Source organism: Streptomyces sp. NBC_00433, assembly GCA_036015235.1.
Classification (GTDB): Bacteria; Actinomycetota; Actinomycetes; order Streptomycetales; family Streptomycetaceae; genus Actinacidiphila.
In genome coordinates this window covers 7,100,027-7,118,003 of the sequence record CP107926.1, presented here as the reverse complement: position 1 = coordinate 7,118,003, position 17,977 = coordinate 7,100,027, and the positions used below count along the sequence as shown (strand labels likewise).

Genomic DNA, 17,977 nt, shown 5'->3' with positions numbered 1-17,977 from the left:
GCGCGGGCGGCCGTAATCGCGGCGACGCCGCACCCCGTGCCCCCGTACACTTGCGGCAGCGAAACGTGTGGATGGGACGAGTAGCGCCGCACGCAGCCATGAGCGACCCGGGGACGGTGGAAGCCCGGGGGTGTGCGCGGGGTGAAGATCAGCCCGGAGCCGCCGGAAGAAAGCCCGCTGGGCGAGTAGAACCGGCATCGCTGACCCCAATGAGGGGGCGGTGGGAAGTCCTCCACCGCCAAGAAGGGTGGTACCGCGGGAGCGCATGCGCGCCCTCGTCCCTTCGACGGAGTCTGTCCCAGTGTCCGCCGGAGGAAGTCCCCGATGAGCCCGAACAGCCAGCCGCAGTACCGCCAGGTGCCCGCGCAGGTCGACCTGCCCGCCCTCGAACACGAGGTGCTGGCGCTGTGGGACGACCGCAAGACCTTCGCCCGCTCGGTCGAGCAGACCCGCGGCCTGCCCGACTGGGTCTTCTACGAGGGCCCGCCCACCGCGAACGGCATGCCCGGCGCCCACCACATCGAGGCCCGGGTCTTCAAGGACGTCTTCCCGCGCTTCAAGACGATGCGGGGCCACCACGTGACCCGCAAGGCCGGCTGGGACTGCCACGGCCTGCCGGTGGAGCTGGCCGTGGAGAAGGAGCTGGGCTTCACCGGCAAGCAGGACATCGAGGAGTACGGCATCGCGGCCTTCAACGCGAAGTGCCGCGAGTCGGTGACCCGGCACACCGACGCCTTCGCCGAGCTGACCACCCGGATGGGCTACTGGGTGGACCTGGACCACGCCTACCGCACCATGGACCCGGAGTACGTCGAGTCGGTCTGGTGGTCGCTCAAGCAGATCTTCGACAAGGGCCTGCTCATCCAGGACTACCGGGTCGCCCCCTGGTGCCCGAAGGACCAGACGGGCCTGTCGGACCACGAGCTGGCGCAGGGCTACGAGACGGTCGTCGACCCCTCGGTCTACGTGCGCTTCCCGCTGACCGGCGGCCCGCTGGCCGGCCGCGCCTCGCTGCTGGTGTGGACGACGACCCCCTGGACCCTGGTGTCCAACACCGCGGTCGCCGCGCACCCGGACGTCACCTACGCGGTGGCCACCGACGGCACCGAGCAGCTCGTGGTGGCGGAGCCGCTGCTGGGCAAGGCGCTCGGTGAGGGCTGGGAGCCGACCGGGGAGACCTACACCGGCCGCGAGATGGAGCGCTGGACGTACGACCGGCCCCTCGACCTGGTCGACATCCCGGACGCGCACTTCGTCCTCAACGCCGACTACGTCACCACCGAGGACGGCACCGGCCTGGTGCACCAGTCCCCCGCCTTCGGCGAGGACGACCTCAAGGCGTGCCGCGCCTACGGCCTGCCGGTGGTCAACCCGGTGCGCAGGGACGGCACCTTCGAGCCCGAGGTGCCCCTGGTCGGCGGGGTGTTCTTCAAGAAGGCCGACGAGGCGCTGGTCGGCGAGCTCCAGGCGCGCGGCCGGCTCTTCCGGCACGTGCCGTACGAGCACAGCTACCCGCACTGCTGGCGCTGCCACACCGCGCTGCTCTACTACGCCCAGCCGTCCTGGTACATCAGGACCACCGCGGTCAAGGACGCGATGCTGCGGGAGAACGAGCGGACCAGCTGGTATCCGGAGTCGGTCAAGCACGGCCGCTTCGGCGACTGGCTGGACAACAACGTGGACTGGGCGCTGTCCCGCAGCCGCTACTGGGGCACCCCGCTGCCGATCTGGACCTGCGAGGAGGACCACCTGACCTGCGTCGGCTCGCTGGCCGAGCTGAGCGAGCTGACCGGCACCGACCAGTCGGGCCTCGACCCGCACCGCCCCTACGTCGACGCGGTGACCTTCCCCTGCGGCACCTGCGGCGGCACCGCGACCCGGGTGCCCGAGGTCATCGACGCCTGGTACGACTCGGGGTCGATGCCCTTCGCACAGTGGGGCTACCCGTACCACAACAAGGACGTCTTCGAACGGACGTACCCGGCGCAGTTCATCTCCGAGGCGATCGACCAGACCCGCGGCTGGTTCTACACGCTGATGGCGGTCGGCACGCTGGTCTTCGACCGGTCCGCGTACGAGAACGTGGTGTGCCTGGGCCACATCCTGGCCGAGGACGGCCGCAAGATGTCCAAGCACCTGGGCAACACCCTGGACCCCATCCCGCTGATGGACCAGCACGGCGCCGACGCGGTGCGCTGGTTCATGGCGGCCGGCGGCTCCCCGTGGGCGGCCCGCAGGGTCGGGCACGGCACGATCCAGGAGGTGGTGCGCAAGACGCTGCTCACCTACTGGAACACGGTGGCCTTCCAGGCGCTCTACGCCCGTACGTCCGGCTGGGCGCCCTCCGCGGCCGACCCGGCGGTCGAGGACCGGCCGGTGACCGACCGCTGGCTGGTCGGCGAGCTGAACGTGCTGGTGCGCGACGTCACCGACGCGCTGGAGTCGTACGACACCCAGCGCGCGGGCAAGCTGCTGTCGTCCTTCGTGGACGACCTGTCCAACTGGTACGTGCGCCGGTCGCGGCGCCGCTTCTGGCAGGGTGACGCGGCGGCGCTGCGCACGCTGCACGACGTGGTCGAGACGGTGACCCGGCTGATGGCGCCGCTGGTGCCTTTCATCACCGAACGCGTGTGGCAGGACCTGGTGGTGCCGGTGGTGCCCGGTGCGCCGGACTCGGTGCACCTGTCGACCTGGCCCGAGGCCGACGCGTCCCTCATCGACCCGGAGCTCTCGGCGCGGATGCTGCTGGTGCGGCGGCTGGTGGAGCTGGGCCGGGCGACCCGGGCGGAGTCCGGCGTCAAGACCAGGCAGCCGCTGTCGCGCGCGCTGGTCGCCGCCGCGGGCTTCGAGGACCTGTCGGCCGAGCTGCGCGGGCAGATCGCCGAGGAGCTGAACGTCTCCTCGCTCGCCGGGCTCTCCGAGGTCGGCGGCTCCCTGGTGGACGCCAGCGCGAAGGCCAACTTCCGGGTGCTGGGGCGGCGTTTCGGCAAGGGCGTCCAGGCGGTGGCCGCCGCCGTGGCCGCGGCGGACGCGGCGGCGCTCTCGGCGGACCTGCGGGAGCGCGGTGCCACGTCCGTGGTGGTCGACGGTGAGACCGTCAGCCTCTCCCCGGACGAGGTCATCGTGACCGAGACCCCGCGCGAGGGCTGGTCGGTGGCCTCCGACTCGGGCGCCACGGTCGCCCTGGACCTGGAGATCACCCCGGAGCTGGAGCGAGCGGGCCTGGCCCGCGAATTCATCAGGCTCGTCCAGGCGGAGCGAAAGAGTCGCGGTTTCGAGGTGACCGACAGGATTCGCGTCGCGTGGGCCCCGACGCAGCCGAAGACCGGCGAAGCGATTCGTGAGCACTCAGCCATGATCGCCGAGGAGGTGCTGGCCGAGGAGATGACCGAGGGTCGTTGGGATGACCCGCAGTGGCCCACGGCAGTGACGCAGGAAACCGGGCAGCCGGTCGCCCATGACGCGCAGCACGGCTTCGCGTTCGGCATCCGCAGGAGCTGAGGGCGGTTCGCCCCGGGTTGTCACAGGCCTCTTCTAGGCTTGGGGACGCGCCTGGGGCGTCTCTCCGCGTGAGCGGAGGTGATCCGAGCGGCCTTGGCGTCGCCGACCGGATGGCTTGCCCCAGGCAGGCAAAAGGGCCGGGCCTCGCCGGGGGAGGAATCCCCGGGAGGCCCGGCCCTGAAAAGCTGACCGCAGCGGTCAGTTGTCGTCCTCGTCGATGAGGAAGCCGCGCATCGGCGTCGGTGCCTGCTGGAGCGGCGAGGGGCCGCCCTGCGGGCGGACCGGAGCCATCGGCTGGGTCATCGCGGGCTGCATCTGCTGCTGGCCGCCGTAGGTCGGGCCGGGGGTGTGGCCGCCCATGCCCTGGCCGCCGCCGTAGGAGGGCGCGGAGGCGTTGTGCCCCATCGCCCCGGCGCCGGCGGGAGCCATACCGCTCATGCCGTTGCTCATCGAGCCGTTGCCCATGGAACCGTTGCCCATGGAGCTGCCTCCCATGGAACCGGCCATCGAAGCGGACGGCAGGGAGGGCGCCGGCGGAGTGGTGCGCGGCGGGGCGAGCGAGTCGTCCGCCTGGTTCTCCAGCTGGCGCAGCTGGGACTCCAGGTAGGACTTCAGCCGCGTGCGGTACTCCCGCTCGAAGCCGCGCAGGTCCTCGACCTTGCGCTCCAGCGTGGCGCGGGCGGACTCCAGCGAGCCCATCGCCACGCGGTGCTTCTCCTGGGCGTCCCGCTCCAGCGCGTCGGCCTTGGCGCGGGCGTCCCGCTCCAGACCCTCGGCGCGGCTGCGGGCCTCACCGACGATCTTGTTGGCCTCGGACCGGGCCTCGGCGATGGCCTGGTCGGCGGTCTGCTGGGCGAGCGAGAGCACGCGGGCGGCACTGTCGCCACCGGGGCCCTGCTGCTGCATCGGGTGCCCCTGCTGCTGCATGGGGTGCTGGCCCATCGGACCAGGGCCCTGCTGCTGCATCGGGTGCTGGCCCATCGGACCAGGGCCCTGCTGCTGCATCGGGTGCTGGCCCATCGGACCGGGACCCTGCTGCTGCATCGGGTGCTGGCCGGGGCCGGGGCCGTGCTGCTGCGAGCTGGGGCCGGGGGGCAGTTGGGGCATGCCGCCCTGCTGCTGCGGCGGGCCCATCTGCTGCGGCATCTGCTGCTGCACGGGCTGCGGTCCTGATATGGCCGCCGGGACCGGTCGGTCCTGCGGTTCGGGTTTGCGCATGCCCTGCTGGTTCTGGGCTGCGGCACGAGTGGCTGCGGCCAGCTTGGCCCGCAGGTCCTCGTTCTCGCGGAGCAGTCGGGTCAGCTCCGACTCCACCTCGTCGAGGAAGGCGTCGACCTCATCCTCGTCATAGCCCTCTCGGAGGCGGACGGTCGTGAACTGCTTGTTCCGAACGTCCTCGGGGGTCAACGGCATCTCTTCACCTCAACGTGATCGTCGACATATCGGGAGCTAGCACCGTTCACATGAAGCTCCCAACAACGTAGATCAGGATGTAAACGATGATCATCAATACGAAGAAGGACAGGTCGAGCGCCACGCCCCCGAGGCGCAGCGGCGGGATGAACCGCCGCAGAAGCTTGAGTGGCGGATCGGTGACAGTGTAGGTGCCCTCCAGGACCACCACCATCGGCTTCCCAGGGTGCCATGAACGGGCGAACTGGAAGACGTAATCCATCACCAATCGGAAGATCAGCACAAAGAGGAAGCAGTACAACGCGATGTACAGCACCTGGAGTGCGACACTCATCGCGCTTCCCTCTCCCCTGCTCGTCGGCCAGTTGGCCGGTCCCTACGTTGCGTTTCGCTCAGCTCTGGTTGAAGAACCCGCCCTCGGCGATCCGGGCCTTGTCCTCCGCCGTGACATCGACGTTAGCAGGCGAGAGCAGAAAGACCTTCTGCGTCACCCGCTCGATGCTCCCGTGGAGGCCGAACACCAGACCGGCCGCGAAGTCGACAAGTCGCTTCGCATCCGTGTCGTCCATCTCCGTCAAGTTCATGATCACCGGGGTGCCTTCACGGAAGTGTTCCCCGATGGTACGGGCTTCGTTGTAGGTCCGGGGGTGAAGTGTCGTGATCCGGTACGGCTCGCGTTCTGACACGACCTTGGGCATGATCACCGCTGCGTTCTTCTCCAGGCTGTGACGTTCGGGTGTGATGGACGCCACGGGGGCGATCCGCGGTTCGCGGGGTGCCGGGGCGTGCACGAGCCGCGGCGGCTCGACCTGCTGCGGCTGGTGCTGGCTCGGTGGCACGTGCTGGCTGTGCGGGCGGCGGGGGGCGCGCTCCTGCTCGGTGACGGCACGCGCGGGTGGCGCGGCCATCTCCGGCTCGAACTCGTCATCCGGGTCGAAGCCCGGGCCGTCGTATCCGTCGTCCTCCACGAGGCCGAGGTAGACCGCCATCTTGCGCATCGCGCCGGCCATGCTCTGCGTCCTCTCAGCGGGGTTGCGGTCCTCGGCCGCCGTCGGGGACGGCCGCCACACCATATTTATGCTGTGGTCCGACTTGTTTGGTGACGTTACCGGAGCCCGGGACGGACTCCGAGTACCGCCGTTCCGACGCGTACATGTGTCGCTCCGGCCGTCACCGCTTCGTCGAGGTCCTGGCTCATCCCCGCCGAGACCATGGTGGCAGCCGGATGAGTCTCGCGCAGGCGGGATGAGATTTCCATCAACCGGTCGAAGGCCGCGCGGGGTTGGCCCGCGTATTCTCCGGCCAGCGGCGCCACCGTCATCAGCCCGTCGAGCCGCAGCCCGGGAGCCGCCGCGAGGGCGTCGGCCAGCGCGGGCACCGCGTCGGGTGCCACCCCGCCGCGCTCCCCGCGATCCCCCGCCGCCGCGTCCAGGGCGACCTGGACGAGGCAACCGACCTGCCGCTGCGCGGCGGTGGCCGCCGAGGACAGTGCGGTGACCAGCCGGAGCCGGTCGACAGAGTGCACGTGATCAGCGTAACTGACCACGGAACGGACCTTGTTGGTCTGCAACTGGCCCACGAAGTGCCAGCTCAGCGACAGATCGGCGCAGTCTGCGGCCTTCGCGGCGGCCTCCTGGTCGCGGTTCTCCGCGACCTCGCGCACGCCGAGTCCGGCCAGCAGCCTCACGTCGCTTGCCGGGTAGGTCTTGGTGACCACGATCAGGGTCACCTCCTTGCGGTCCCGCCCCGCGTCCCGGCAGGCGTCGGCGATGCGCTGCTCGACCCGGGCGAGGCTCGCGGCGAGCTGCCCGCCGCGGCCGATGTCCTGCGAACCGCTCACCCGGTGCCGTCCAGCCATACGTAGCCGGCGAGCCGGCCGGTGACCCGGTCGCGGCGGTAGGAGAAGTGGTCGGCGGACTCCAGGGTGCAGGCCACCGGTCCCTCGACCGTCCGCACCCCGGCGCGCAGCAGCTGGGCGCGCACTCCGGCGGCCACGTCGACCGCCGGAGTGCCCCAACTCGTCTCGGCGTACGCCGCCGCTTCGACCGCGGCGACCTCGTCCCGCAGCGCGGCGGGCACTTCATAGCATTTGCCGCAGATCGACGGGCCGAGTACGGCGGTCGTCCTGGCCGGGTCCGCGCCGAGTGTGATCATCGTCTCAATCGCGGCGGTGGCGATCCCGGCGACCATTCCGGGCCGCCCGGCGTGCGCCGCGGCGGCGACCCCGGCGACCGGGTCGGCGAGCAGCACCGGGACGCAGTCCGCGGTGAGCACCCCGAGGGTCAGGTCGGCGCGGGTGGTGACCAGGGCGTCGACCTCCGGCGCGGGGGCGGCGCCCCACGGTTCGCGCACGACGGCGACCTCGCGGCCGTGCACCTGGTTCATCCACACCGTCCGGCCGGGGTCGCGGCCCAGCTCGCGGGCGGCAAGGTCGCGGTTGCCCCGGACGGCGTCCGGGTCGTCGCCCACCGCCCCGCCGAGGTTGAGGCTGTCGTACGGAACGGCGCTCACCCCGCCCCACCTGTCGGTGAAGGCGAAGTGCGCGCCGTTCGCGGAAATGCGGTGCCCTATCACGTCCTGGCGGTCACTTCAGGAAGTCGGGGACGTCGAGCTCTTCGGCCGCGCTGTCCTGGTACGGCCGGGCCGGCGGCACGACCGGCGTGCTCGGCGCGGCCGGGGCCTCGGCGACCGGCTCGGACTCCCGCTCGCCGGGTGCGGCGGACGGGACGCTGCCCAGGCCGCCGAAGGAGGGCGCGGGACGCTGGATGTCGCCGGGGGCGCCGGTCCTGGGGCCGCCGGCGGCCGGGGTGTCGTCGCGGCCCGCGTAGGGCGAGTTGAGCACCTTGTCGCGGCTGCCCTTGGTGGGCGGCTGGCCGCCGTCGAAGCCGGCCGCGATGACGGTGACCCTGACCTCGTCGCCGAGCGCGTCGTCGATGACCGCGCCGAAGATGATGTTGGCCTCCGGGTGGGCGGCCTCGCTGACCAGCTGGGCCGCCTCGTTGATCTCGAACAGGCCGAGGTCGGAGCCGCCGGAGATGGAGAGCAGCACTCCGCGGGCACCGTCGATGGACGCTTCGAGCAGCGGCGAGGAGATCGCCATCTCCGCGGCGGCGACGGCCCGGTCGTCCCCGCGGGCGGAACCGATGCCCATGAGGGCGGAACCGGCTTCGGACATCACGGACTTCACGTCGGCGAAGTCCAGGTTGATCAGACCGGGGGTGGTGATCAGGTCGGTGATGCCCTGGACACCGGACAGCAGCACCTGGTCGGCGGAGCGGAAGGCGTCGAGCACGCTGACCTGGCGGTCCGAGATGGACAGCAGCCGGTCGTTGGGGATCACGATCAGGGTGTCGACGTTCTCGCGCAGCCCCGCGATGCCGTCCTCCGCCTGGTTGGCGCGGCGGCGGCCCTCGAAGGTGAAGGGGCGGGTGACCACCCCGATGGTCAGGGCGCCCAGCGAGCGGGCGATGTTGGCGACCACGGGGGCGCCACCGGTGCCGGTGCCGCCGCCCTCGCCGGCGGTGACGAAGACCATGTCGGCGCCCTTGAGCACCTCTTCGATCTCCTCGCGGTGGTCCTCTGCGGCCTTGCGGCCGACGTCCGGGTTCGCACCGGCGCCGAGGCCCCGGGTCAGCTCCCGGCCGACGTCGAGCTTGACGTCGGCGTCGCTCATCAGCAGGGCCTGCGCATCGGTGTTGATCGCGATGAACTCGACGCCCTTGAGACCGACCTCGATCATCCGGTTGATGGCGTTGACGCCACCGCCGCCGATGCCGACGACCTTGATGACTGCGAGGTAGTTCTGCGGTGCTGCCACGTCGAAGGCCTCTCGCCTCGATTTACGAATCGTGTGGGACGGTCGGTACGCTCGCCGGGACCGTTCCGAACCCTGACCCTGAGGTTTAGGGTTACCAGTATGCCTGTCCCGTGTGTTCCTTTGGGACGAGACACTAAGTCGACAAGCGGTGGTGGTTCAACGAACACGCCGAACCTCCCGTTTTTCTTTTGACCCTATGTGATCACGCAGGTGCTCCGTGAACCAGGGGTCGAATACTACCGAAGCGGACGTCCCGCACACATCAACTTCCGGAAGCCGCAGGTGCGGTGGGGGCGCTGACGTCGTAGTGCGTGGCGTGCGGCTCCGCCTTCATCAGCGCGGTGAGGACCGCCGCCTTGCGGGCGGCGTCCTCCTGGCTCCCCCACATCACGTCCCGGCCGCCGGTGAGTTCGACGGTGATGGCGTCGTAGGAACGCACCCGGATCGCGGTCGCCCGGCCGGTGAGCGATTCCGGCAGCCGGCCCGCGACGGTAATCGCGGCCTGCAGAAGTCTCTTTGTTCCGAAATGCCGAAGGCTCGCCGACTGATCCGGCGTCAATTGCACGACCGGCACTCCGCGCGGCCGCTGATCGACGGTGGCGAACCTGACGCCTTCCTTGTCGACTTCGATGAACTTCGCGCCGCTTTTCAGGACCGCGGAAGGAGTGCGTTCCGTCACCTCGACCCGGATCGTGTGCGGCCACGACCGGTGCACCGACACGTCGAGCAGCCGGGGCAGCGCCTTGAGCAGCCGCTTCCTGACCGCCCCGGTGTCGACCGAGACAAGCGGGCCGCCGAGCGGTACGGCGGCGGCCCGCTGGACCTGCTGCTCGGTCAGCACCCGGGCGCCGCTGACCGCGACCTTGTCGGCCCGCAGCCACGAGGAGCCGTAGACCGCCCAGGTGCCGCCGCCGAGCAGCACGGTGAGCACGGCCAGGGCGATCAGGACCGTACGCCTGGCGGGCGCGGTCAGCCGCGGCCCGCGGGGCGCGGCGGCGGCCGGGCGGGCCGCCGCGTGCGGCAGCCGCGGACGGTCCTGGCCGCCGCGCTCGGCGGGTCTGGCTCCGGCACCGGCTCCCGGTCCTGTCACGTCGGCCTCCCGTGTGTTGACGCCCGGCGGGGTCTATCGTGCCCGGCGCGCGGCCACCGCCTCGTACACCATGCCGACGAGCAGGTCGTCCGCGTCGCGGCGGCCGAACTCGGCGGCGGCGCGTGACATGTCGTACAGGCGGTGCGGATCGGTGAGCACCGGGAGCACATTGCCGAGCACCCAGTCCGGGGTCAGCTCCGCGTCGTCGACCAGCAGGCCGCCGCCTGCCTTGACCACCGGCTGCGCATTGAGCCGCTGTTCGCCGTTGCCGATCGGCAGCGGCACATAGGCGGCGGGCAGGCCGACCGCGGACAGCTCCGCGACCGTCATGGCGCCGGCGCGGCAGAGCATCATGTCGGCGGCGGCGTAGGCGAGATCCATCCGGTCGACGTAGGGCACCGGGCGGTAGGGCGGCATGCCGGGCATGTTGTCGGCCCTGGGCAGCTCGTTCTTGGGGCCCACCGCGTGCAGGATCTGCACCCCGGACTGCTGGAGCCTGGGGGCGACGGTGGCGATCACCTCGTTGAGCCTGCGGGCGCCCTGCGAGCCGCCGGAGACCAGCAGGGTGGGCAGGTTCTGGTCGAGGCCGAAGGCGTGCCTGGCCTCGGGGCGGGCCGCGGCGCGGTCCAGGGTGGCGATGGAGCGCCGCAGCGGGATGCCGATGTAGCGGGAGTCGCGCAGCTTGCTGTCCGGAGTGGAGACGGCGACCGCGTGGGCATACCGCGAGCCGATCTTGTTGGCGAGCCCGGGGCGTGCGTTGGCCTCGTGCACCACGATCGGCACGCCGAGCCGCTTGGCGGCCAGGTAGCCGGGCAGGGCGACATAGCCGCCGAAGCCGACGACGCAGTCCGCCTTGGTGCGCTCCAGGATCTGCTCGGCGGCCTTGATGGTGCCGCGCAGCCGCCCGGGGACGGTGATCAGCTCGGGGGTGGGCCTGCGCGGCAGCGGAACGGCGGGGATCAGCGCCAGTTCATAGCCGCGTTCCGGCACCAGCCTGGTCTCCAGGCCCTTCTCGGTGCCGAGGGCGGTGATGCCCACGGTCGGGTCCTGCCTGCGCAGGGCATCGGCGAGCGCGAGCGCAGGCTCGATGTGGCCGGCGGTCCCCCCGCCGGCGAGTACGACATGCACCGAAATTCACCGCTCTCCGGACGGCCGTCGGGTGACGTACCGTCGCATCGTCCGTGTCATTGCCCGGCTCGGGGAATTGCGCCCGCTCCGCCGCCCCCGCACGGCCAGCGCGGCTCGTGCCGCCGGCTCGTTCTTGGCGAAGGAGATCAGCAGCCCGATCGCGAACATGGTCGGCAGGAGGGCTGAACCTCCGTAGGAGAACAGCGGGAGCGGGACTCCGGCGATCGGCAGCAGGCCGAGCACCGCACCGATGTTGATCACGGCCTGAGCTGTGATCCAGGTGGTCACGCCACCCGCTGCGAACCTGACGAAGGGGTCCTCCGTACAACCGGCCACGCGGATACCCGCGTAGCCTAGTGCCGCGAAGAGGGCGAGTACCGACAGTGTCCCCGCAAGGCCCAGTTCCTCCCCTGTCACGGCGAAGATGAAGTCGGTGTGAGGTTCGGGGAGTTCGCCCCATTTCTCCACGCTCGCCCCGAGCCCGGAACCGAACCAGCCGCCGGAGGCGAGGGCGTAGATCCCGTGCACGGCCTGCCAGCACCCGTTGTCGGGGTCGGAGGCGGCGATGCAGTGCAGCCGGTCCATCCGGTTGGGGCTGGTGACGATGGCGAGCCCGGCCAGCGCGCTCGCCCCGCCGAGCACCCCGGCGAACAGCCGGGTCGGCGCCCCGGCCAGCCACAGCATGCCGAAGAGGATCGCGGTGAGGATCACCGTGGTGCCCATGTCGCCGCCGAGCATGATGAGTCCGAGCAGCAGCACGGTCACCGGGATCAGCGGCACCAGCAGGTGCTTCCACTGCACCAGCAGGCCCTTGTCGCCCTTGCGGGCCAGCAGGTCGGCGCCCCACAGCACCAGCGCGAGCTTGCCGAACTCGCTGGGCTGCAGCTGGAAGGGGCCGCCCACCGAGATCCAGTTGGTGTTGCCGTTGACCGACTGCCCTATCCCCGGCACCTGCACCAGGCACATCAGGAAGACCGAGCCGAGCAGCAGCGGGTAGGCCAGCGCCCGGTGCGCCCTGACCGGCATCCTGGCGGCCGCGTAGAGCAGCACCGAGCCGATCGCGACCGCGAGCAGCTGCTTGCGGAAGTAGTACGTGGACGGCAGCCCGTAGCGCAGCGCCTGGATCATCGACGCGGAGTAGACCATCACCAGGCCGAGCACGGTGATCAGCAGGGCGGCGCCGAGGATCACGTAGTAGGCGGTCAGCGGCCGGTCCCAGGCCTCCCGCAGCCGCCCTGGCAGCCGGGCGGCCCCGCGCAGGGCGCTGGGCGCCCTGGCGGGGCGTGCGGCGCCGCGCGGGGTGGAGCCGTGTGCCGTCATGCGTCCCCTCCGTCGGTGCGGTGCGCCGCGGCCTGCGGGAGGCGGCCGCGGCGGCTAGTGCGCCGCGGAGTCCGGCAGTGCGGCGCGCACGGCTTCCGCGAACAGGTCGCCGCGCTGGTTGTAGTTGCTGAACATGTCCATCGACGCGCAGGCGGGCGCCAGCAGGACCGTGTCGCCCTCCGTGGCCAGCTGCCGGGCAGCGTCCACCGCTGCGGACATCGCCCCAGTGTCGGTCCGTTCCAGGTCCACCACCGGCACCTGGGGGGCGTGTCGCGCCAGGGCTTCGCGGATCAGCGCGCGGTCGGCGCCGAAGAGCACCGCCCCGCGCAGCCGCCCGGCGGCCGCGGCCACCAGCTCGTCGAACTCGGCGCCCTTGGCGAGTCCCCCGGCGATCCACACCACGCGCTCGTACGCCGCCAGCGAGGCCTGCGCGGCATGGGTGTTGGTGGCCTTGGAGTCGTCGACATAGGCCACCCCGTCGAGCACCGCGACCTCTTCGATGCGGTGCGCGTCGGGGCGGAAGGCGCGCAGGCCCTCGCGGACCGCGCCGGCCGGCACCCCGTAGGCGCGGGCCAGGGCGGCGGCGGCCAGCGCGTTGGCGATGTTGTGCGGGGCCGGCGGCTGGACGTCGGCGGTCTCGGCCAGCTCCTGGGCGCTGTTGCGGCGGTCGGCCACGAAGGCCCGGTCCACCAGCAGCCCGTCGACCACGCCCAGTTCGGACATCCGCGGCGCGTCGAGCGTGAAGCCGATCGCCCGGCAGCCCTCCTCGACGTCGGCCTCCTCGACCAGCCGCTCGGTCTGCGGGTCGGCGGCGTTGTAGACGCAGGCGACCTTGTTGCCGTGGTAGATCCGGCCCTTGTCGGCGGCGTAGGCGGCCATCGAGCCGTGCCAGTCCAGGTGGTCGGGCGCCAGGTTGAGCACCGCCGCGGAATGCGGGCGGATGCCGGGCGCCCAGTGCAGCTGGTAGCTGGACAGCTCCACGGCGAGGACGTCGTACTGCTCCTCGCCCAGGACCACGTCGAGGAGCGAGACGCCGATGTTGCCGACCGCGGCGGTGCGCAGGCCCGCCGCGGTGAGGATGGCGGCGAGCATCCTGGTCGTGGTGGTCTTGCCGTTGGTGCCGGTGACCGCGAGCCAGGGCGCCGCGTCGGGGCCACGCAGCCGCCAGGCCAGTTCGACGTCGCCGATGACCTCGACGCCCGCCTGCTCCGCAGCGGCGAACAGCGGGCTCGACGGCTTCCAGCCGGGCGCGGTGACGACCAGCTCGGTGCCCTCGGGCAGGCTCTCGCCGTCGCCGAGGCGCACGGTGACGCCCAGCGCCTCCAGCTCCGCCGCCTCGGCCCGCTGCCGCTCCCCCGCGACGCCGTTGACCACGGTGACGCGGGCGCCGAGCGCGTGCAGCGCCTTGGCGGCGGGCACTCCGGACACGCCGAGCCCGGCGACGGTGACCCGTACGCCCTTGAACGCGCCGTCCTCGTACCCGCCGCCGGCCGTCATGACGCGGCCACCCACGCGGCGTAGAAGACACCGAGTCCGACGGCCATGCACATGCCCTGGATGATCCAGAACCTGACCACGACCAGCACTTCGCTCCAGCCCTTCAGCTCGAAGTGGTGCTGGAGCGGTGCCATCCGGAAGACCCGCTTGCCGGTCAGCCGGAAGGAGCCGACCTGGATGACCACCGACATGGTGATGATGACGAACAGGCCGCCGAGGATGGCGACCAGCAGCTCGGTGCGCGAGCAGATCGCCAGGCCGGCGAGCGCCCCGCCCAGCGCGAGCGAACCGGTGTCGCCCATGAAGACCTTCGCCGGCGAGGTGTTCCACCACAGGAAGCCGAAGCAGGCGCCCACCAGGGCCGCCGCGACCACCGCGAGGTCGAGCGGGTCGCGGACCTCGTAGCAGGCACCGTTGGCGCTGACCTGGGCGCCGCACCACTGGCCGTACTGCCACACGCCGATGACGGTGTAGGCGGCGAAGACCATCACCGAGGCGCCGGTGGCCAGGCCGTCGAGGCCGTCGGTCAGGTTCACGCCGTTGGACATCGCCAGGATCATGAACAGCGCCCAGATCACGAAGATCACCGGGCCGATCGACCAGCCGAAGTCCGTGGTGAAGGACAGCTTCGTGGACGCCGGGGTCTGGTTGCGCGAGTCGGGGAAGTTCAGCGCGAGCACCGCGAAAGTGACGCCGACGATGAGCTGGCCGGCCATCTTGGCCTTGGCCCGCAGGCCCAGGCTGCGCTGCTTGACCAGCTTGATGTAGTCGTCGAGGAAGCCGACCAGGCCCATGCCGGCGGTCAGGAAGAGCACCAGCACACCCGACATGCTCGGCTTGTCGCCGGTGATGAGCTTCGTCGAGGCGTACGCGACCAGCGTGGCCAGGATGAAGGCGATACCGCCCATGGTGGGTGTGCCGCGCTTGCTGTGGTGGGTCTGCGGGCCGTCGTCCCGGATCATCTGCCCGTATCCCTTGCGGGCCAGCAGGCGGATCAGCAGCGGGGTACCGATCAGCGACAGGAAGAGCGCGATCACCCCGGAGACCAGGATCTGCTTCATCGCGCGGCACCCTCACGGGCCGCCGTACCGCCGGGATCGCCTTCGGTCAGCGCCAGGGCGACGGCCTCCAGGCCGACCGACCGTGATGCCTTCACCAGCACGACGTCACCTGGGCGCACCTCTGCGCGCAACAGGTCGATCGCCGCCTCCGCGTCGGACACGTGCACCGACTCCTCACCCCACGAACCCTCGTTATAGGCGCCCATTTGCAGCCACGCGGCTTCCGTGCCGCCGACCGCAACGAGCTTGCTGACGTTGAGCCGGACGACCAGCCGCCCCACCGCGTCGTGCTCGGCGAGTGCTTCCCCGCCCAGTTCGGCCATCTTTCCCAGCACCGCCCACGTCCGTCCCCCCGCGGCCTGTGCGGACCGGCCCATCGCGGCGAGTGCGCGCAGGGCTGCCCTCATGGATTCGGGGTTCGCGTTGTAGGCGTCGTTGACGACCGTCACGCCGTCGGGGCGCTCGGTGACCTCCATCCGCCAGCGCGAGAGCGGTCCCGCCGCGCAGAGCGCGGTGGCGATCTCCTCGGCGGGCATGCCGAGTTCACTGGCGACGGCGGCTGCGGCGAGCGCGTTCGACACGTGGTGCTCACCGTACAGGCGCAAGGTCACGTCGGCGCACCCGGTGGGTGTTCGCAGGGAGAAGACCGCCTGACCTCGGTCGTTGAGGTGGATGCCGGTGGCCCGCACGGAGGCCTGCTCGCTCTCCCCGAAGAGCACCACCCGGGCCTTGGTACGTTCCGCCATGGCCAGCACCAGCGGATCGTCTGCGTTCAGTACGGCGATGCCGCCCGCGTGCCCGTCGGGCAGCGACTCGACCAGTTCCCCCTTGGCCTGGGCGATCTGCTCGCGGCCGCCGAACTCGCCGATGTGGGCGCTGCCGACGTTCAGCACCAGGCCGATGCGCGGCGGCGTCAGGCCGGTCAGGTACGCGATGTGACCGATGCCACGGGCGCCCATCTCCAGCACCAGGTGCCGGGTGCCCTCGTCGGCCTGCAGCGCGGTCAGCGGCAGGCCGATCTCGTTGTTGAGCGACCCGGGGGTGTAGACGGTCGGCGCGAGGTGTTCGAGGAGCTGCGCCAGCAGGTCCTTGGTGCTGGTCTTGCCGGCGGAGCCGGTGAGCGCCACCACGGTCGCGCCGAGCGAGTCGATGACATGCCGGGCCAGCGCGCCGAGCGCGGCCTGCACGTCGTCCACCACGATCGCGGGCACACCCAGAGGGCGGCCCGCGAGCACCGCGACCGCCCCGGCCTCCACCGCCCCCGCGGCGAAGTCGTGGCCGTCGACCCGCTCGCCGGCGAAGGCCACGAACAGCGAGCCGGGCACCACCTCGCGGGAGTCCCTGACCACCGGCCCGGTGACCAGCAGTGTGTCGTCCGGTATGTCGTACGTAGTCCCGCCGACCGCGCGTGCGACCTCGGCGAGGGTAAGGGGGATCACGATGCTTTCCGGTCCTTCTCGATCGCGGCGCGCAGCACCTCTCGGTCGTCGAAGGGGCGCACCTCTCCGGCGATGTCCTGGCCCTGCTCATGGCCCTTGCCCGCCACCAGCACGATGTCGCCCGGCTCGGCCGCGGCGACGGCGGCGGCCACCGCGGCGGCCCTGTCGGGTTCGACGACGACCCGGGCGCGCTCCTCGGCCGGCACCTGGGCGGCCCCGGCCAGCATCGCGCTGAGGATCGCCAGCGGGTCCTCGGAGCGCGGGTTGTCCGAGGTGAGCACGGCGGTGTCGGCGAGCCTGGCCAGCGCGGCGCCCATCGGGCCGCGCTTGGTGGCGTCGCGGTCGCCGCCGCAGCCCAGCACGGCGTGGATACGGCCGCGGGTGGTGGTGCGCAGCGCCCGCAGCACGGACTCCACGGCGTCGGTCTTGTGCGCGTAGTCGACCACCGCGAGATACGGCTGCCCGGCGTCGACCCGCTCCAGCCTGCCCGGCACCCCGGGGACCGCCGCGACGCCCTCGGCGGCGCTCTGCGGGTCGAGGCCCGCGGCGGCCAGCGCGGTGATCGCGGCGAGGGTGTTGGCGACGTTGAAGGGGCCGGGCAGCGGCGCGGCGGCCCGCAGCCGCTCGCCCTTGGGGCCGAGCACCGTGAAGGTGCTGCCCATCAGGTCCGCCTCGACGTCCTCGGCCCGCCAGTCGGCGTCCAGCCTGCCCCGCGCCGAGAAGGTCACCAGCGGCACGGTGGCCTCGGCGACCAGCCGGCGGCCGTACTCGTCGTCCAGGTTGACCACGCCGAGCCGGCTGCGGTGCGGGGTGAAGAGCTGCGCCTTGGCCTGGAAGTAGTCCTCCATGCCGGTGTGGAATTCCATGTGCTCGGGGCTGAGGTTGGTGAAGACGGCCACGTCGAAGACGGCGCCGTCGACCCGGCCGAGCACCAGCGCGTGGCTGGAGACCTCCATGACGACCGAGCCGACCCCGCGTTCGCGCATCACCGCGAAGAGCGCCTGCAGGTCGGTGGCCTCCGGGGTGGTGCGCTCGCTCTTGACGCGGTCCTCGCCGATCCGGGTCTCGACGGTGCCGACGAGGCCCGTGGCGCCGCCGGTGGCGGCCCGCAGGCCGCCCTCGACCAGATAGGCGGTGGTGGTCTTGCCCGAGGTCCCGGTGATGCCGATCCGCAGCATCGCCTCGCCGGGCTCGTCGTAGACGGCCGCGGCCAGCGCGCCCATCACCGACCTGGGCTCGGGGACGGTGAGCACCGGCAGACCGGTCTCGGCGGCGCGCTGTTCGCCCGCCGGGTCGGTGAGCACGGCGGCGGCTCCGGCGGCGGCCGCCTGGGCGGCGAAGTCGGCGCCGTGGAAGCGGGCGCCGGGCAGGGCGGTGTAGAGGTCCCCGGGGCGGACCGCGCGCGAGTCGTGGGTGATGCCGGTGACCGCGGTGTCACCTCCGGGGTCCGGCAGGCCGAGCCGCCGGGCGAGGTCCGCCAGCGGTTTGGGGCGGACCCGCGTCGGCCGCGGCAGGCCCGGCTGGGTGAGGGTGGTGGCTTGATCAGGGTTGGGCACGGCGGTGAGATTACCGGGCTGGCCGGGCTCGGGGCCAAAACAGGCAGGGTACGGCGGCCGCGGGTCGTGGTCCGTGCCCGCCGGGCGGGGCGGCCGCAGGTCGCGGGCCGTGCCGCCGGGGACGCCGGGCCGGTCGCGGCCGGTGCCTGTCATGA

At 71.8% G+C, this 17,977-nt stretch carries 14 protein-coding genes; 1 reads left to right on the top strand and 13 read right to left on the bottom strand.

Annotated elements, in window-relative coordinates; genetic code table 11:
* Window positions 1-324 precede the first annotated feature (324 nt).
* On the top strand, window positions 325-3,501 hold the full coding sequence (gene ileS / locus OG900_30370) for an isoleucine--tRNA ligase (protein WUH94007.1): 3,177 nt from the start codon (window positions 325-327) through the stop codon (window positions 3,499-3,501).
* A 198-nt stretch (window positions 3,502-3,699) separates the two neighbouring features.
* Here ileS and OG900_30365 read toward each other — a convergent pair whose 3' ends face one another.
* The 13 genes from OG900_30365 to OG900_30305 form a co-directional block, all read right to left on the bottom strand.
* Window positions 3,700-4,914: a DivIVA domain-containing protein gene (locus tag OG900_30365; protein WUH94006.1), complete on the bottom strand. Its 1,215-nt coding sequence runs from the start codon at window positions 4,912-4,914 to the stop codon at window positions 3,700-3,702.
* A 46-nt stretch (window positions 4,915-4,960) separates the two neighbouring features.
* Window positions 4,961-5,248 carry a YggT family protein gene (locus tag OG900_30360; protein WUH94005.1) on the bottom strand — a complete coding sequence of 96 codons (288 nt, stop codon included), beginning with the start codon at window positions 5,246-5,248 and terminating at the stop codon, window positions 4,961-4,963.
* A gap of 58 nt (window positions 5,249-5,306) precedes the next feature.
* Window positions 5,307-5,924, bottom strand: a complete 618-nt coding sequence (gene sepF / locus OG900_30355) for a cell division protein SepF (protein WUH94004.1) — start codon at window positions 5,922-5,924, stop codon at window positions 5,307-5,309.
* 95 nt (window positions 5,925-6,019) lie between these two features.
* Complete coding sequence (locus OG900_30350; GenBank protein ID WUH94003.1) at window positions 6,020-6,754, bottom strand: YggS family pyridoxal phosphate-dependent enzyme; 735 nt, start codon at window positions 6,752-6,754, stop codon at window positions 6,020-6,022.
* Window positions 6,751-7,488, bottom strand: coding sequence for a peptidoglycan editing factor PgeF (gene pgeF / locus OG900_30345; protein WUH94002.1), 738 nt, complete (start codon window positions 7,486-7,488; stop codon window positions 6,751-6,753). Before pgeF ends, OG900_30350 begins: the two co-directional genes overlap by 4 nt.
* 10 nt (window positions 7,489-7,498) lie before the next feature.
* On the bottom strand, window positions 7,499-8,731 hold the full coding sequence (ftsZ, locus tag OG900_30340; GenBank protein ID WUH94001.1) for a cell division protein FtsZ: 1,233 nt from the start codon (window positions 8,729-8,731) through the stop codon (window positions 7,499-7,501).
* A 262-nt stretch (window positions 8,732-8,993) separates the two neighbouring features.
* Entirely contained in the window at window positions 8,994-9,821 is an 828-nt protein-coding gene (locus OG900_30335) for an FtsQ-type POTRA domain-containing protein (GenBank protein WUH94000.1), read from the bottom strand.
* Between the two features lie 33 nt (window positions 9,822-9,854).
* Window positions 9,855-10,949, bottom strand: coding sequence for an undecaprenyldiphospho-muramoylpentapeptide beta-N-acetylglucosaminyltransferase (murG, locus tag OG900_30330; GenBank protein ID WUH93999.1), 1,095 nt, complete (start codon window positions 10,947-10,949; stop codon window positions 9,855-9,857).
* A 6-nt stretch (window positions 10,950-10,955) separates the two neighbouring features.
* Window positions 10,956-12,269 carry a putative lipid II flippase FtsW gene (gene ftsW / locus OG900_30325; GenBank protein WUH93998.1) on the bottom strand — a complete coding sequence of 438 codons (1,314 nt, stop codon included), beginning with the start codon at window positions 12,267-12,269 and terminating at the stop codon, window positions 10,956-10,958.
* Between the two features lie 54 nt (window positions 12,270-12,323).
* Window positions 12,324-13,766, bottom strand: coding sequence for a UDP-N-acetylmuramoyl-L-alanine--D-glutamate ligase (murD, locus tag OG900_30320; protein ID WUH93997.1), 1,443 nt, complete (start codon window positions 13,764-13,766; stop codon window positions 12,324-12,326).
* Window positions 13,763-14,827, bottom strand: a complete 1,065-nt coding sequence (mraY, locus tag OG900_30315) for a phospho-N-acetylmuramoyl-pentapeptide-transferase (protein WUH93996.1) — start codon at window positions 14,825-14,827, stop codon at window positions 13,763-13,765. Before mraY ends, murD begins: the two co-directional genes overlap by 4 nt.
* Window positions 14,824-16,266, bottom strand: coding sequence for a UDP-N-acetylmuramoyl-tripeptide--D-alanyl-D-alanine ligase (murF, locus tag OG900_30310; protein ID WUH93995.1), 1,443 nt, complete (start codon window positions 16,264-16,266; stop codon window positions 14,824-14,826). The genes mraY and murF overlap by 4 nt, the downstream gene beginning before the upstream one ends.
* Window positions 16,263-17,975 (bottom strand): UDP-N-acetylmuramoyl-L-alanyl-D-glutamate--2,6-diaminopimelate ligase, encoded by a 1,713-nt coding sequence (locus tag OG900_30305; GenBank protein ID WUH93994.1) that lies wholly within the window; start codon window positions 17,973-17,975, stop codon window positions 16,263-16,265. The genes murF and OG900_30305 overlap by 4 nt, the downstream gene beginning before the upstream one ends.
* Window positions 17,976-17,977 lie beyond the last annotated feature (2 nt).

Bases quoted from the DNA above. Each gene is read 5' to 3' on its own strand.
- ileS (WUH94007.1), top strand. From the start codon at position 325: ATGAGCCCGAACAGCCAGCCGCAGTACCGCCAGGTGCCCGCGCAGGTC.
- OG900_30365 (WUH94006.1), bottom strand. From the start codon at position 4,914: ATGCCGTTGACCCCCGAGGACGTTCGGAACAAGCAGTTCACGACCGTC.
- OG900_30360 (WUH94005.1), bottom strand. From the start codon at position 5,248: ATGAGTGTCGCACTCCAGGTGCTGTACATCGCGTTGTACTGCTTCCTC.
- sepF (WUH94004.1), bottom strand. From the start codon at position 5,924: ATGGCCGGCGCGATGCGCAAGATGGCGGTCTACCTCGGCCTCGTGGAG.
- ftsW (WUH93998.1), bottom strand. From the start codon at position 12,269: ATGACGGCACACGGCTCCACCCCGCGCGGCGCCGCACGCCCCGCCAGG.
- murD (WUH93997.1), bottom strand. From the start codon at position 13,766: ATGACGGCCGGCGGCGGGTACGAGGACGGCGCGTTCAAGGGCGTACGG.
- mraY (WUH93996.1), bottom strand. From the start codon at position 14,827: ATGAAGCAGATCCTGGTCTCCGGGGTGATCGCGCTCTTCCTGTCGCTG.
- OG900_30305 (WUH93994.1), bottom strand. From the start codon at position 17,975: ATGACAGGCACCGGCCGCGACCGGCCCGGCGTCCCCGGCGGCACGGCC.